Annotated in this window: 13 protein-coding genes and 1 pseudogene; 9 read left to right on the top strand and 5 right to left on the bottom strand. The window is 62.6% G+C overall.

The window, feature by feature from the left end:
• Positions 1–1482, bottom strand: a complete 1482-nt coding sequence (locus KYX69_RS14190) for a class I adenylate-forming enzyme family protein (protein WP_164523204.1) — start codon at positions 1480–1482, stop codon at positions 1–3.
• Between the two features lie 347 nt (positions 1483–1829).
• Here KYX69_RS14190 and KYX69_RS14185 point away from each other — a divergent pair, with 347 nt between their 5' ends.
• Positions 1830–3059, top strand: coding sequence for an FAD-dependent oxidoreductase (locus KYX69_RS14185; RefSeq protein ID WP_300498446.1), 1230 nt, complete (start codon positions 1830–1832; stop codon positions 3057–3059).
• Positions 3060–3402: 343 nt separating this feature from the next.
• On the opposite strand, the gene KYX69_RS14180 is transcribed toward KYX69_RS14185, so the two are convergent.
• On the bottom strand, positions 3403–4176 hold the full coding sequence (locus KYX69_RS14180; RefSeq protein WP_126003382.1) for an alpha/beta hydrolase: 774 nt from the start codon (positions 4174–4176) through the stop codon (positions 3403–3405).
• Between the two features lie 141 nt (positions 4177–4317).
• Here KYX69_RS14180 and KYX69_RS14175 point away from each other — a divergent pair, with 141 nt between their 5' ends.
• The gene (locus tag KYX69_RS14175) at positions 4318–4764 is read left to right on the top strand and encodes a MarR family winged helix-turn-helix transcriptional regulator (RefSeq protein ID WP_126003381.1); all 447 of its coding nucleotides are present in this window, start codon (positions 4318–4320) and stop codon (positions 4762–4764) included.
• A 307-nt stretch (positions 4765–5071) separates the two neighbouring features.
• On the top strand, positions 5072–5812 hold the full coding sequence (locus KYX69_RS14170) for a GntR family transcriptional regulator (protein ID WP_300498442.1): 741 nt from the start codon (positions 5072–5074) through the stop codon (positions 5810–5812).
• A 550-nt stretch (positions 5813–6362) separates the two neighbouring features.
• On the opposite strand, the gene KYX69_RS14165 is transcribed toward KYX69_RS14170, so the two are convergent.
• The 3 genes from KYX69_RS14165 to KYX69_RS14155 are packed head-to-tail and all read right to left on the bottom strand — an operon-like array spanning position 6363 to position 8740.
• Positions 6363–7184 carry an SDR family oxidoreductase gene (locus KYX69_RS14165; RefSeq protein WP_300498440.1) on the bottom strand — a complete coding sequence of 274 codons (822 nt, stop codon included), beginning with the start codon at positions 7182–7184 and terminating at the stop codon, positions 6363–6365.
• Positions 7181–8404, bottom strand: coding sequence for a cytochrome P450 (locus KYX69_RS14160; RefSeq protein WP_126003378.1), 1224 nt, complete (start codon positions 8402–8404; stop codon positions 7181–7183). Before KYX69_RS14160 ends, KYX69_RS14165 begins: the two co-directional genes overlap by 4 nt.
• 12 nt (positions 8405–8416) lie before the next feature.
• Entirely contained in the window at positions 8417–8740 is a 324-nt protein-coding gene (locus KYX69_RS14155; protein WP_126003377.1) for a 2Fe-2S iron-sulfur cluster-binding protein, read from the bottom strand.
• A gap of 131 nt (positions 8741–8871) precedes the next feature.
• On the opposite strand from KYX69_RS14155, the gene KYX69_RS14150 reads away from it, so the two are divergent.
• The 6 genes and pseudogenes from KYX69_RS14150 (at position 8872) to rsgA (ending at position 15452) form a co-directional block, all read left to right on the top strand.
• The gene (locus KYX69_RS14150) at positions 8872–9579 is read left to right on the top strand and encodes an SDR family oxidoreductase (RefSeq protein ID WP_300498435.1); all 708 of its coding nucleotides are present in this window, start codon (positions 8872–8874) and stop codon (positions 9577–9579) included.
• 2 nt (positions 9580–9581) lie between these two features.
• Positions 9582–10388: an enoyl-CoA hydratase-related protein gene (locus KYX69_RS14145; RefSeq protein ID WP_300498433.1), complete on the top strand. Its 807-nt coding sequence runs from the start codon at positions 9582–9584 to the stop codon at positions 10386–10388.
• Between the two features lie 33 nt (positions 10389–10421).
• Positions 10422–11891, top strand: coding sequence for an aldehyde dehydrogenase family protein (locus tag KYX69_RS14140; protein ID WP_300498431.1), 1470 nt, complete (start codon positions 10422–10424; stop codon positions 11889–11891).
• A gap of 3 nt (positions 11892–11894) precedes the next feature.
• Positions 11895–13577 carry a GMC family oxidoreductase gene (locus KYX69_RS14135; RefSeq protein ID WP_300498429.1) on the top strand — a complete coding sequence of 561 codons (1683 nt, stop codon included), beginning with the start codon at positions 11895–11897 and terminating at the stop codon, positions 13575–13577.
• 329 nt (positions 13578–13906) lie between these two features.
• Positions 13907–15026 (top strand): annotated as a pseudogene (locus tag KYX69_RS14130) (transposase); the annotation flags it as partial.
• Positions 15027–15086: 60 nt separating this feature from the next.
• Positions 15087–15452 (top strand): GTPase RsgA, encoded by a 366-nt coding sequence (gene rsgA / locus KYX69_RS14125; protein ID WP_241231060.1) that lies wholly within the window; start codon positions 15087–15089, stop codon positions 15450–15452.
• Positions 15453–15504 lie beyond the last annotated feature (52 nt).

Below are 15504 nucleotides of genomic sequence, written 5' to 3'. Positions count from 1 at the left end.
TCAGACCGGCTCGGTTTCGGCGAACAAGCGCCGGATCGCGCCCAGATCGGCCTTCAGCGACGTCGTGCGCGGCAGCTGGTCTAGGATGAGGATGCGGGCCGGCACATGGTGCACGACCAGCATCTTCTTGGCGTAGTCGCGCAGCGCTTCCTCGCCGACGCGGGGTGCACCGTCACGCAGCTCGACCGCTGCGACAGGAACCTCGCCCAGCCGTACGTCGGGCAGGCCGACAACGGCCGCATCAAGGACTGAAGGGTGCTCCTGTAAAGCCGAAACGATCTTTTCAGGCAGCACCTTGAAGCCGCCCCGGACGATCGCACCGTCGCCGCGCCCGCGGTGAAAGACGAAGCCGTCCATATCGATCGTCACCAGGTCGGTGGTACGGATCCAGCCTTCCTTCACTACCGGCACGATCGCTTCGAGATATCCGACCTCGCCGGCAGCCACGGGTTCGCCCGTCTCGGGATCGGTGACACGCAGTTCGATGCCGGGAAGCGCCTTTCCAATCGCGCCGCGCTTGCTGTCGCGATAGGCTTCGTAGAGCGCCGGCGTCCAGCTGATGATCGTCCCGCAAAACTCGGTCGCACCATAGGCCCAGATGACCTTGAGGTCATAGGCTGCTTCGAACTCGTCCTGCAGCTCAGGTGAAAAGGCGGCGCCGCCGCCGAAGAAATATTGAACGCTCGACATGTCCTCGCGCGTCACGCCCGCATCGAGCGCCATTCGCGCAACCGTCGGCGGGCCGCTCAGGAATTTGGGGCGATGCTTGCGCACCGCCTCGATCCACTCGGGCACGTTGAACTTGTCGAGCAAGGTCGTGTGCCGTTCGAGCATGACCCCGGCTACCAGATTGCACATCCCGCCGATGCCGCCATAGGGCCAGGTGAGGATATCGGGCTCGGGATCGATGCCCGTCCGCGCTGCGGCGACACTCTCCACGGCGCGCGTCAGCATGCGGAAGGGAAACAGAATCCGCTTTGGCTTTCCGGTCGTGCCGCTCGACAGGATCTCGATGCCGCGTTCCCCTTCGATCAATGGACGAGGCCCGGGTTCCATCCGTTCGAAACCCGCAGCCGCCTCGATCGCGATCGCATCGTGGTCGAGCAGGATCGCAGCAGCGCCTGTTGCACGAACCGCCGCTTCGAGCGCCGGGGTCCAGTCCCCCACGTCCGCGATCACCGCACCGAACCGCGTTTCCTCGACCTCCGCTGCCATCGCTTCAGGCGACTGGATCGCATAGATGGTGGTCAGTGCCCTCCCATAGGCAATGAGTCCGAGCATTGCCGCCGCGTGAAGCGGCCGATTGCGCACGACGACACCGATTCGAGCAGCGTGAGGCACCAAAGCCGCGTCGAGGAGCGCTATCGTCCGCTCGGCAATCGTATTGATCTCACCGCGCGGGTAATCGCGTCGGCGATATTCAAACAGGCTTTGTTCCGGCGCGCCGTTCAGCGAGGCCCGCAGTTGCGCAATGAAATTCATGCACCTCACCTTCATGGTTCGCATCGAACCTATCCCGCCCTGTTTCGGCTCGAAAGCCAGAGCCCGCGATACGGCGCATTCAGCATAAGGCTGATGCTTCGGCCAATGCGGACAAGATATTGGTCAACCTGCCCAACCAGACCGTATGGCCAGCCAAAGCGCGCGGTATTTGATGCCGATCGATGAGGCCGGGGCCGCACGGTGAAGGTCAAGTCTATCGGGACGGCCTGGGTGCCGCGAATGAAGGAAGCATCACTGTCTGATCCGGCGGCTTTCGGATCGGTCGCAGCCGCAGTCGCAATGCTTCTTTGCGCGCCACAAACTCAAGCCGGAGGAAGGTAAGGCAGATGGCGATCAGCTATGACATCTTGATCGTGGGAGCGGGGCATGGGGGCGCGCAGGCGGCGATCGCGCTGCGGCAGGCCAGGTTCGAGGGCAGCATCGCGATCGTCGGCGACGAGCCCGAGCTGCCTTATGAGCGCCCGCCGCTGTCCAAGGAATATTTCTCGGGCGAGAAGGCGTTCGAGCGCATCCTGATCCGCCCCGCCGCCTTCTGGGACGAGCGCAAGGTCGATATGCTGCTCGGGCGTCGCGTCGTGCGCGTCGATCCCGAGGGGCACAGCGTCACCACTGAAGACGGCGAGACGATCGGCTATGGCCATCTGATCTGGGCGGCGGGTGGTTCGCCGCGGCGGCTCGGCTGCGACGGGGGCGATGCCATGGGCGTCCATACCGTGCGCACCCGCGCCGATGCCGACCGCATGGTCGCCGAGCTGACCGACGTCGCTCAGGCCGTGGTGATCGGCGGCGGCTATATCGGGCTTGAGGCGGCGGCGGTTCTGGCCAAGGCGGGCAAGAAGGTCGTGCTGCTCGAGGCGCTCGACCGCGTGCTGGCGCGCGTTGCGGGCGAACCGCTGTCGCGCTTCTTCGAGGCCGAGCATCGCGCGCACGGCGTCGATGTCCGGCTCGGCGTCGCGGTCGACTGCATCGAGACCGACGGCGACAAGGTCACCGGCGTCCGCCTCAAGGACGGCCACGTCATCGCGGCGCAGATGGTGATCGTCGGCATCGGCATCGTCCCCGCGGTCCAGCCGCTGATCGACGCAGGTGCCGAGGGCGGCAACGGCGTCGCGATCGACGGGCATTGCCGCACCTCGCTGCCCGATGTGTTCGCGATCGGCGACTGCGCGCTCCACGCCAACCATTATGCCGACGACATGCCGGTGCGGCTGGAATCGGTCCAGAACGCCAACGATCAGGCGACCGTCGCGGCCAAGACCATCGCGGGCGTCGAGGCGCATTATGACGCAGTGCCGTGGTTCTGGTCGAACCAGTATGACCTGAAGCTCCAGACCGTCGGCCTCTCCACCGGCCACGACGCCACCATCGTCCGCGGTGATCCCGCGACCCGCAGCTTCTCGGTCCTCTACTCGAAGGAAGGCCACATCATCGCGCTCGACTGCGTCAACGCCACCAAGGACTATGTCCAGGGCCGCAAGCTGGTGGTCGAGCGGCGGGCGATAGACCCTGCGCTGCTCGCCGATTCGAAGATGCCGTTGAAGGGCTTGGCCGAATAGGGTGGCGTCGATTTCCTAATCTCGTTTCAAACGGCAAGTTGGAAGCGGAGCGGAGAGAAATGCCGCAGCAAGACGAAAATTATGCGGCCCATATGAAGCAGGAACGGGCCATAACCACGAATGATACATGTGCCCGGCTCGTCAGAAGTTGGCAGAGCATTGCCAATGCATAGCCGACGACGCATTGCGCGAGATCGGACGGCTCGAACCGGTTAGCTACCCGCCGAGCCGAAACACGCCCTCACTTCATCCTAGAAGGAGCGATCTGCGAAAGCTGCCCTTATGATGCGGCTGGCGCCGGCCCGGGGAGCCGACGCCAGTAAATATGGTCAAGGATGACGGTCTATTCAGGGCTCTTCGCGGCCTTCTCGATGATCGCGGCGACGGCGGCGGGCTTCGAGACGTAGAGCGAGTGGCTGGCCGCGACTTCCTCGACCCTGGCACCGGCACGGGCGGCCATCTGCCGCTGGGCTGCGGGCGGGATCATCTTGTCCTCGCTTGCCACCAGATACCAGCTCGGCTTCACCCGCCAGGCCGGGGCGGTCACCTTGCCGTCGAGCGCGGCGACGCCCCAGGGGACCTGCGAGTCCGCCATGAACGCCGCGAGATCGGGGCGGACGTCCGCCGCGAAGGAGGCTGCGAACTTGACGCTGTCGAGGAACAGGAAGCCGTCCTTGGGCGGCAGGATCGGCGGCACCGGAGCACCCGGCGCGGGGTTGGCGATCAGGCTGGAGACCGACTCGCCCTTGTCCGGCGCGAAAGCGGCGATGTAGACGACGCCGGCGACCTTGGGATCGGTACCCGCTTCGGAGACGACCACGCCGCCATAGCTGTGGCCGACCAGGATCACCTTGCCATCGGCGGCGGCAATCGCACGCTTGGTGACCGCGACGTCATCCTCGAGCGAGAGCGTCGGGTTCTGGACGATCGTCACCTTGTAGCCGTCCTTCTTGAGGATCTTGTAGACGTCCATCCAGCCCGAGCCATCGACGAAGCCGCCATGGACGAGCACCACCGACTTGACCGGCTCGGCGGTCTTGTCCTGGGCGATGGCGGGAGCAGCACCCAGAGCGAGCGAGGCAGCGGCGGCGAGGAGAAGCTTGTTCGACTTAGTCATGATCAATCTCCTTTCATTTGCTTCCGCGATATTCATTATCGCGATAATGTTTAGCTACATCCGCTGGATCGGTCTTGTCCAGCATTAAATTATCGCGATATACATTTTGTGATAAATGCCTGATTCGAAAGTGAGGATTTGATGGCCCGGACCACCAGCGAACCGCTGCCGCTCGATGCGCAGCTCTGCTTTTCGCTCTATTCGACGACGATCGCGATCAACCGGCTCTACAAGCCCATGCTCGATTCGCTCGGCGTGACCTATCCGCAATATCTGGTGCTGAGCACATTGTGGGAGAAGGACGGCCAGACGATCTCCGCGATCGCCGACCGGCTCGCGCTCGAGCCGAGCACGATCACCCCGCTGATGAAGCGGCTCGAGGCAGCCGGGTTCGTCTCGCGCCAGCGCAACCCGGCCGACGAGCGCCAGGTGCAGGTCTTCCTCACCGCCAAAGGTAATGGCCTGCGCAGCGAAACCGCCTGCCTTACCGATGCGCTGCTCCGCAATTCTGGGTTCGAGGTGAAGGAGATGATCGCGCTCAACGAGCAGGTACAGCGGCTGCGCGATGCGCTGGCAGGAACATCGTAAGCAGCTGTCCTGGCTCCCACCCAAATACCAGGTTGACTTCCAAGCATCGGAGGCACCGGGTACCGGAGGCGACAAGGGCTCCGATGTGGGGCTTCAGATCGCGCGACAGCTTTCCGCTCACATTGCGGTCATTTGGGTCCGCTGATAATTGCTATCGTTCACCCGCCTTCAATGAGGCAGTGGATTTCCAAGCGAGCATGTTAGTTCACATTCTGCCTTACACCCGCAAAGCTCATCGTACGCGGGAAGGCCTGTCGGTCCGGATCCCGTCAACTCAAGCGACCAGCAACGCTGTGGATCGTCGAGAATGATCGCAAACGATGTCCGCCTCCGCCCTCTTACCGCCAGAGTGGCGCAACGGCTCAGACGTCTCTCGCTGGCACGCGGTCAAGACGTATTCCTGGGTTCGGAAAAGGAGCTGATGGCCACATTTGGCGTCAGCCGCCCTACCTTTCGACAAGCGGTCAATCTTGTTGCGCACGAACAGCTTGTGGAAGTTGTTCGTGGCACAAGAGGAGGCATCTACAGTCGCCGTCCAGACATTGGGGGCGTAATTGGACCAGCCACAGCATATTTGATGACCCGAAGGACAACATTGCGTGACATGTTGGAAATTACCGGGAGTCTCATCGATGCGGCCAGTCTCCAAGCGATCTCATGCAATGACCCTGAAATGTGCGAACGAGCACAATCCCTTGTGAATCAAATGTTGTGCCCTTCCCGTGCCCAGACACTCGAGCAATTTCAGGATGAAGAATTCCAGACCATTTCCTTATTAGGTGAGATGGCCGGAAACCCCGCAACCGAGCTGCTTTTAAAAACACTATATGCTGTAGGGATCGCAGCATTCCCATCAATATTTAGAGATAAATCTGAATTGATGCAGCGTCGCCGAATAGGCAGAGCGCGAATGATGGAGGCTGTTCTGAAGAAGGATATGGTCTCCTTATCGCACATCAACACCAGCAACAGAATCGTCTCGGAAGCCAAAATCGATGAAGCTCTTCTGAGCCAAGAAATGGTCATGTTGTGGGATGCCGATATCTGACCCTTAATCGACGTCGGCAAATGATGCCGGCGACATACGTGCTGGCGAACATTACTTCACGCGGGTCGGGTCCGCCGATCAGCACCGCTTGTGCGTCGGATTCCATCGCGAGGGCATGAGCGGCAGCTAGGCTCCGGCTTTCGCTGAGCAGCGTCTTCGCATCCGGATCACGCGCGGGCATTGTGCAGCAGTCTGCTGCGCCAATGCCACGGCGGCTCCTGCGGGCGAAGGGCCCAGCGTCGCGAAGACACCCAGTGCCTTCGCCTTCGCGCCGGAAAGCACGCACGCGGCATACACCAATAGGCGACGCGTATCTTCCGGCAGGAACCACATCAACATACCCGCTATATCCGGAACGGCGCCCAACAACCGACAGCATGGCACTAAAGCGCGATGCAAGCGCGCCGCTATCGGCCTCGACCGATCGCAGCTTGTCGGCATTGGCATCGTGACCTGTTCGCCGAGGTCGGGCGGCGGGGCGGCGGCGCGCCGATCCCCTGCGCTGCACCCGTCACGATAATGCGCCGGCCAGCGAGCCCCTTGGGTTTGGTCATCGGGCCTTCTCAGTCGCCGGGGCCGGGATTGCCCCGGACGAGTCGCCCAGCGTCCAGCCGCCATCGCAGCCGAAGATCGCGCCGGTCACATAATTTGAGGAATGACTGGCAAGGAACATCGCCATGTTCGCCACATCGGCCTTCTCACCGAAACGGCGTAGCGCGATCTTTTGCGTCCAAGCGGCTTTATCCGCCGCGGTCGGTGTAAGCCGCGCCATGCCTTCGGTTTCGCTGATCGGGCCCGGCGAGATCGCGTTGACGCGGATGCCAGAGGGCCCCCATTCCATTGCCAGGACCTTGACGAGCATGTTGATCCCCGCCTTTGCGGCGCAGACATGCGACTGGTGCATCACAGGACTGACGGCCTGCCCCGCGCTGATCGCGATCAGCGACGCGCCCGGTGCGTTGAGGAAGCGGTGGCTTGCGCGAAAGACGTTGAACGTCCCGATCAGGTCGATGTCAATAACAGTACGAAAGGCATTGGACGACATGCCGCTCGCAGGCGCCAGGAAGTTACCTGCGGCCCCGGAGATGACGATGTCAATCGGCCCGAGCCGGTCGTGGGTTTCGTGGAGTGCCCTTTCCACAGCATCATAGGCGCGAACGTCCATCGACTGGCCCAGCGCCTGCGCGCCTTCGGCCCGAAGGATTGCGACGGCAGCAGCAGCCTTGTCCGCATTGCGGCCGGCCACTCCCACGCGCGCGCCGGCCCGCGCAAAGGCTTGAGCGATGCCCAGATTGATCCCGCTCGTGCCGCCCGCAATGAAGGCGGTCTTCCCAGCGAGCAGCTCCGTGCGAAACGGCTCCCCGCCTATCATCCTTTGATCCGCACCGGCAGCTTCACAGGGCTGCGCACGAGATTGGAGAAAGCATAGGTCGGTGCCTGCAACACCTCTATCTCCATGTTGCGGGCAAGAACTTCCTCCCACAATATCCGCAACTGCATCTCCGCCAATCGCGAGCCGATGCAGCGATGCGGCCCCATGCCGAACGACAGATGCTGCCGCGCATTGGGGCGATCGACCTTCAATATGTCGGCATCAGGAAACACCGCCTCATCGCGATTGCCGGAGATATAGTACATCGCCACGCGGTCTCCCTCCGCGATCCGCTTGCCCCCGACCTCGACGTCGCATGTCGCGGTTCGGCGTTCGTAGAGCACCGGTGTCTGGAAACGGATGATCTCCGATACGGCGTTACCGAGCAGCCTAGGATCGGCCTTCAGCTTCGCCCATTCGTTCGGGCTCTGGCTCAGCCCCCATAGGCCGCCTGACATCGAGTTGCGCGTGGTATCGTTGCCGCCGACCAGGAAAAGGCCGAAAACGCTGGTGATTTCCTGAAGCGATGCGTCGCGCATGTCGGGGTCATGGGCGAGAAGCGAGATGATATCGAAGCCCCGCTCCTCCTCCTGCCGCCGCTTCCAGGTACCGACCATGCTCATGTAGAAATCGCGCATGACGTCCTGTCGCTCTTCCTCGCTGCGGATCGGGCTGTCAGGATCTTCCAGATCGGCGGTGAGGACGTCGGACCAGTGCACCAGCTGGCGACGCTGCTCGATCGGGTGCCCGAACAGCGTCGCCAACATCATCGATGTCAGTTCGATTGACACCATATCGACCCAGTTGAACTCCTCGTTGCGCGGCAGCGTATCGAGAAGTCGGCCGGCGCGTTCGCGGATCAGCGTTTCCATCTGCGCCAGGCTTTTGGGCGCAACGATCGGCGTCACGCTCTTGCGTTTGGCCGTATGGGCGGGCGGATCCATCTGCATGAAGCTCTGGCTGGAGGTGCGGTTCTCCAGCGTCACGCCGCCGCGCGTATAAGATGAGGAAAAGGTCGTGGGGTCGGTATCGACGCGCACGATATCCTCATAGCGGGTCACCGCCCAATATGGCCCGGTCCGGCTGTGCGAACAATAATGTACGGGGTCTTCCTCGCGCAGTTTCGCGAACAGAGGCCGCCACGCATCGTCGCGATACAAGGCAGGCTGGCTGACGTCGATCGCTTCAATGGCTACCGTCTCAGCATCCAGTCCGGTCATCGCAATACCTTTCTATTGGCCTTCCGGCACCAGCACGATGAGTCCGTCGAGGGACGGCTCGCAAATAACCTGACATGCGAGGCGCGAATTCGCCTGCACGTCGGCGGGCGCGCCTTCGAGCATCGCACCCTCGACCGACCCCTCCGGCGCGCGGCCGACGCGATCGATCCACTCCTCGTGAATATAAATGTGGCAGGTCGCGCACGCGCACTGACCGCCGCAATCACCATAGATACCGGGAACCCCGTTATCGACTGCGGCCCGCATCACGCTTTCCCCCGCGGCGATATCCACCGCGATCTCCGGTCGATCCACCAGAGTGAATGTCACGCGCATATCCCTCTCCATCATCGGCGCGAAGCATCAGAACCATGCGCCTTTAAATAGCTACCTATTTCAATGAGGGGTGTTGTGCCATCCAGTGATGCGATTGCGCACATTGATGATGCGCGGACAGGAGAGCGATGGTGAAGCACGGCAGGCTATTGGTAATCGGGGCGACCGGAGATGTCGGGCTGGGCATCGTATCGGCGGCACTTGCCAGCGGACGTTCGGTGGTCGCGGCGGGACGGAGCGCCGATAAGCTGGACGAACTTGCGGCCAGCGAGGCTTCGGAGCGACTCGCTGTCATCGTCGGCGATATCGCGACCGAAGCCGGCGCCACCGCGCTCTGGGAAGAGGCAGTGACAAAATTCGGCGGCATCGATGCCGTGGTCGTCGCGGTCAATGCCCCCGCCCGGCTGCAGCCGCTGATGGAGATGGATGTCGACGAGCTCTCGGCGATCGCCGCAGCAAATCTGTTCACGCATTTCATCGCCGCAAAGACTTTTCTGCCCCGGCTTTCTGACGATGGACTGTGCATCGGCATCGGCGGCGGCACCGCGGACTTCATCGTCCCGAAAATGACCTTCATCTCGATGATGCAGGCGGCGTTGCGCATGATGTATCGCGGCATCGCGCGCGAACGTAAAGGTGGGGCCGAGCTGCGCGAACTAATGATCGTTTCCATGGTCAACGGCCGGAGCAAGCGTGAACGGGCGCAGCCCGAATGGCTCACCGAGATCGAGGTCGGTCGCCATGTCTGCGCGATCCTCGACAGGCCGGACGAATTCCCCGGCCCAATATTGAAGCTGACCGCGCGCGAGCAGGTGGGCCGTTCCGAGCGGGAGGTATGACGATGGACGATCAGCCATCGGTGCTCCGGGTGGAGCGACACGGATCCGTCGCGATCCTGACCATTGATGATCCTGCCACGAAGAATGCATTGAGCCCGCTGCTCACGCGAGAAATCGTCAGCGCCTGCGACAACGTGAACGCGGATATCGGGATACGTTGCGCTATCCTGACGGCGGCGGGCAATGTCTTCTGCGCGGGCGGCAACCTCAAGGACATGTACGCTCGTACGAACCATTTTGCGGGAAACGCTGCCGAAATCCGTCGAACCTACCTGACCGGCGTTCAGACGATCGCGCGCGCTCTCTATGATCTCGAGGTGCCGATCATCGCCGCGGTGAACGGGCCCGCCATGGGCGCGGGGATGGACTTCGCCACCATGTGTACTTTGCGGATCGCTTCCGAAAGGGCCGTGTTCGCGGAGAGCTTCATTAAGCTGGGTCTCACCTCGGCGGCGGGAGGTGCATGGTTTTTGACCCGTGCAATTGGTGCCGCTGCCGCCGCAGAGATGGCGCTGACCGGCGACTCCATCGATGCGCACCGCGCGCTGGAATTAGGGCTCGTATCGCGGGTCGTGCCGGCAGAGGCGTTGATGGATGAGGCACTGTCGCTCGCCAATCAAATCGCACGGCATCCGGCGCACTCCATCAGGCTGAATCGCCGACTGCTCCGCGAATCCGAACGGCTCGACCTGCCCGCCGCACTCGAAATCGCAGCCGCGATGCAGGCGGTCGTGCAGCAGACCGACGACCAACATGAGGCCGTTGCTTCAGCCGTGGAGAAACGCGCGCCCGCCTTCACAGGACGATAGTCGTGCGCGAGAGCGACGAAAGGTGATCAGACCATGGGGATCGAGCAAGCCCATCGGCACTATGTCGGCGGCGGCTTTGTCGCGGGCAAAGGCACGCGCTTCACCGTCACCAATCCCTCAGACGGCTCGGATTTCGCCGCGGTGACCGGCGTATCGGGGGACCAAATCGGCTACGCGATCGCAGCCGCGCGAACTGCCTTCGACGACGGTCCATGGCCGGCGATGCCGGCCATGGACCGCGCGGCCTGCCTCAGGGCCATGATCGCCTGGCTGAACGGCAATCGGCAGCGGATCGAAGACATTTTGGTCGCGGAGGCCGGTGTTGTTCGGACATCAGCGGTACGGGCCGGTCAGCTTGACCTGCCGCTTAAGCACGCCACCGATCTGATCGATCTGTTTCTCAAACTGCCGGAAGTCGAGGACAATCCGCTTCCGCTGGGCGAGCGTTTCACCGGTTCGACCACCGTCCAGAGCTTCCGGCGTTATGAGCCCATCGGCGTGGTCGTCGCCATTTCGGCATATAATTTTCCGTTCGTCATCAGCATCTGGAAGGTGATTTCCGCACTGATCGCCGGCAATTGCGTGATCCTGCGGCCCAGCCCGCTGACCCCACTTTCGTCGCTGATCTTGGGCGAGGCGGCGGAGGCCGCAGCGCTACCGCCAGGCGTCTTCAATGTCCTGGCTGAAGCCAGCTCCGATGGCGCAATCCTGCTCGGCACCGATCCGGCGATCGACATGATAAGCTTCACCGGATCGACCTTGGTCGGGCAACAGGTCGCCCGGCAGGCCGTCGGAACGATGAAACGGGTGCAGCTCGAACTGGGCGGCAAATCGGCGCAGATCTATTTGCCCGACGCCGCCGGACTCGCCGGAACCGCCGGCAATCGTGCTTGCGTACCCCATTCCGGCCAGGTCTGCGTCGCAGGCACGCGGATTTTCGTGCCGCAGGAAGCCAAGCCCGAGATCCTTGTCACAATAGCTGACATGCTCTCTGGGGTTGTCATCGGCCCGGCCGACGATCCGAAGACGGTGATGGGGCCGCTCATCAACGACGACGCCGTGCAGCGCTGCGAAGATTTCGTGAAGATCGCGGTCGATGCCGGAGCTCGGGTTGTCTGTGGCGGTACGCGGCCGCCCCGGCCGACCCGCGGCCACTATTTTGCGCCGACCATCCTGGATTTGGACGACATGACCAATCCCGCCGCGCGCGCGGAAATATTCGGCCCGATCGCCTGCGTCATCGGTTACCGCGATATCGATCATGCCGTGGCGATGGCGAACGATACCGCCTACGGCCTGTCCGGCCACGTCTTCGGCAAGGACGTACAGACTGCGGTCGATGTCGCCTGTCGACTGCGAACCGGTACGGTCAACGTCAACGGGAGCGCGCTCAGTGCCTTCGCGTCCGGAGGGGGGCGCCGGCTGAGCGGAGTTGGCCGCGAGCGTGGCATAGAAGGGTTGCGCATCTTCCAGGAAGTCAAATGCGTCAACGTGGTCAGCTGAGCGATGCAGTATAGCCACATCGTCGTCGGCGGCGGATCGGCGGGCTGCGTGATGGCGAGCCGCCTTTCGGAAAGAGGCGCCAACAAGGTCCTGCTGATCGAAGCGGGCCCCGACACGCCGCCGGGGATGGAGCCGGCCGCGATCCTCGACGGCTATCCCGGCAGCGCCTATCTCGACGCGCGCTTCACCTGGATTGATCGCCGGATCACGATCGACCCGCTGGGCAATCGCGCCACCGGGGTCGATCTGCCGCTGCGCCGATACGAGCAAGGGCACGTGTTGGGTGGAGGATCCGCCATCAACGGCCAACTCGCCAATCGCGGTTTGCCATGGGACTATGACGGCTGGGTTGCACGCGGCGCGGAGGGATGGGGCTGGAGCGACGTGTTGCCCTATTTCCGCAAACTCGAAACCGATCTCGATTTTGATGGACCGCTGCACGGGAAGAGCGGGCCACTCCCGATCCGCCGCATACCGCAATCGCATTGGCCGGGGCAGGCGCTTGCCTTCGCTAAAGCATTTTCGGCGGCGGGACTACCACTGCTCGCCGACCAGAACGCGGAATTCGCGGACGGTCACTTTCCGTTGCCGATCTCGAATGTCGACGGGCACCGCGTCACCGCCGCGATGGCGTGGCTCACCCCGGCCGTCCGCGCGCGCGCCAACCTGCACATCCGGACCAGCACGCGCGTCGATGCGCTGCTGTTCGATGGTCGCAGGGCGATAGGGGTCAGAATCGGCGCGGAGGAGATATCCGGCGCACAGATCATCCTGTCGACCGGCGCGCTCTTCACGCCGGAATTGCTGCTACGCAGCGGCATCGGCCCTGCGGACGATCTTCAAGCGCTCGGTATCCGGGTACGGATCAACTCGCCTGGCGTCGGGCGCGGACTCTCGGATCATCCGTCGATCGCGATCGCCTCCTATCTGCCGTCGGCCTCCCGCCTGCGGCACGAGCGCCGGCATATCATGCTGGGCGTCCGCTTCTCGAGCGATCCCGCCCGCTATCCGGCGGGAGATATGCTCGGGCTGGTCTCGACCAAGGCGGCCTGGCACGCGGTGGGCGAGCGGCTCGGCACGCTGGCATTCTGGATCAACCGTCCTCTTTCGGAGGAAGGACATGTGCGGCTGCTCTCGGCCGATCCGCGCCAGGCAGCGCAGGTTGACTTCAACCTCTTGTCCGACAGCCGCGACGTCCAGCGGCTGATGCATGGCTTCCGGCGCATGGCGGCGATCCACCTGTCGCCCGAACTCGCCTCGGCGATCGCGGATCCGTTTCCGGCCAGCTATAGCGAAAAGGTGCGACAGATCGGGACGATCAACCTGAAGAACCGCGTCCTGACGCGGATCGCTGCCTTGTGCCTAGACGGCCCGAAGCCGGTGCGCCGCGCATTCATCGAGCGCATGATAATGGAGGGCGAAGCACTCAGTGTGCTGCTTGCCGACGACGCCAAGTTGGAGACGTTCGTGCGTTCCGCCGTAGCGGGGGTGTGGCATGCTAGCTGTTCATGCCGCATGGGCGCGAACGACGACCGGATGGCAGTGCTGTCGAACAGGGGTCGGGTCAAGGGCATGGAGGGATTGGTAGTTGCGGACGCATCGGCCTTCCCCGCGATACCTAGCGCCAATATCAACTTGGCTGTGCTAATGCTGGCCGAGAAAATAGCCGATCACCTCAAGACCTAAACCTTGGCGTGTCACAACCGAGATGCGCACACTGCTCAATCAGCAACCCCTGCGCCTCGAACCAATAGTCCGATTTCTCGTTGAGCTCCGTCACGCGGTGCCGCGCGAAGCAGTCACACGTCACACGAAACTTCGTTACCTTAGACCCGCTTTACGTTGATCGACCGGGCATTGAAGTTCGCCACCCTCAATTTCAAGATCCTACCCTCGGCGATGCTCCAGCAGTGCGGCTCGTCGCTACGATTGAGACCTTAAACTGTGCGTCGCGTGATTGACCTGAGCCCTCGAAACTGGTCCGATTTTGGTGAGAAATTCCCGGTTAGGTTTGAATGTTGCCGGACGAGGGAATTTGCTGGTGGAAATCGAGGTTCAGTGAGCAGCAGATCGCGTTCATCCTCAAGCAGGCTGAGGACGGGACGACGGTTGAGGAAGTGTGCCGGAAGGCCGGCATCTCGATCCAGACCTACTATCGATGGCGCAGCAAATATGGCGGGCTGATGCCATCGGAGATGAAGCGGCTGAAGGTGCTCGAGGAGGAGAATCTGCGGCTGAAGCGGCTGGTGGCCAACCTGAGCCTGGACAAGGAGATGCTGCAGGACGTCATCCGCCGAAAAATGTAGGGCCTGGTCGAGCCCGGGAGATCGTCGGCTATTTGCAGGCGAGCTACCAGGTCAGCGAACGGCGAGCCTGTGGCGCATTTCCGATCAATCGATCGACCCAGCGCTATCAGTCCCGCCGTCTCGATCAGGCCGGCTTAAAATGCGGATCAAGGAGTTGGCTGCGACCCGAGTTCGCTACGGGTACCGACGCATCCACGTACTGCTGCGGCGTGAAGGCTGGGAGATCAACCACAAGCGCACCCACCGCCTTTATCGTGAGCTGGGGCTGCAGCTGCGCAACAAGACACCCAAGCGCAAGGTGAAGGCAAAGCTGCGTGACGACCGGACAACGGCAACGGCGCCCAACGAGTGCTGGTCGATGGACTTCCTGTCGGACCAGTTGTTCGACGGGCGCAAGATCCGCGTGCTGTCGATCGTGGACAACTTCACGCGCGTGTCACCAGCGCTCGACGTAAGGACGAGCTATCGCGGCGCTGACGTGGTCGAGACGCTCGACCGCATCGCAGCGACATATGGCCGTCCTCAGCGCATCCGTCTGGACAATGGTCCCGAGTTTATCTCGAAGGACCTCGACCTATGGGCCTACCAGCACGATGTGGTGCTGGACTTCAGTCGACCCGGCAAGCCCACCGATAATGCGTTCGCCGAAGCGTTCAACGGCCGGGTCGGGGCCGAGTGCCTCAACGCATACTGGTTCTTGAGCTTGGACGACGCACGGGTAAAATGTGAGGCGTGGCGGCGCGACTACAACGAACACCGTCCGCATAGCTCCCTCGGCAACCAAACCCCGATGGAGCGCGCTTTTGCATCAGGGCAGGCATGCCTGCCCTGATGCAAAAGAAGCCGGCTTTTCTCACAAAGGCCGGACCAGAGATGGGGTGAGGCTATCGTGGTCCAGACTATCATAGTCTCTGGGCCACTCAGCGGGGGGCAGATCAAATCGACCCTCGTCAATACGTTGACCGGATCGGATCGCATCGCGACTCAGCCGGTACGCCAGACCGACGGCAAGGGACTTCACACGACCACGGTGCGCCAGATGCACCGCCTCGGACATGGCCCGAGTGCAAGCGCGTGGCTGATCGATACGCCTGGTATGCGCGAGCTTGCGCTGTCCGAGGTTCGGGCTGGCGTCGCCGAGGTGTTCGATGACATCGTCGCTTGGACGCTTGCCTGTAAATTCACCAACTGCGCCCATGCCGACGAACCCGGATGCGCGATCCGGCCGGCGATCACTAGGGTCAGGACCCATTGATGTGAGGCGTGCGATCTGATTCAGGCTCCGCAAGGAGACTGGGTTTGAGCGA

Origin of the sequence: Sphingomonas sp., assembly GCF_030145815.1 — a bacterium.
Classification (GTDB): domain Bacteria; phylum Pseudomonadota; class Alphaproteobacteria; order Sphingomonadales; family Sphingomonadaceae; genus Sphingomonas.
The sequence above is the reverse complement of the archived record's forward strand: the minus strand, read 5'-3'. Positions and strand labels throughout refer to the sequence as shown.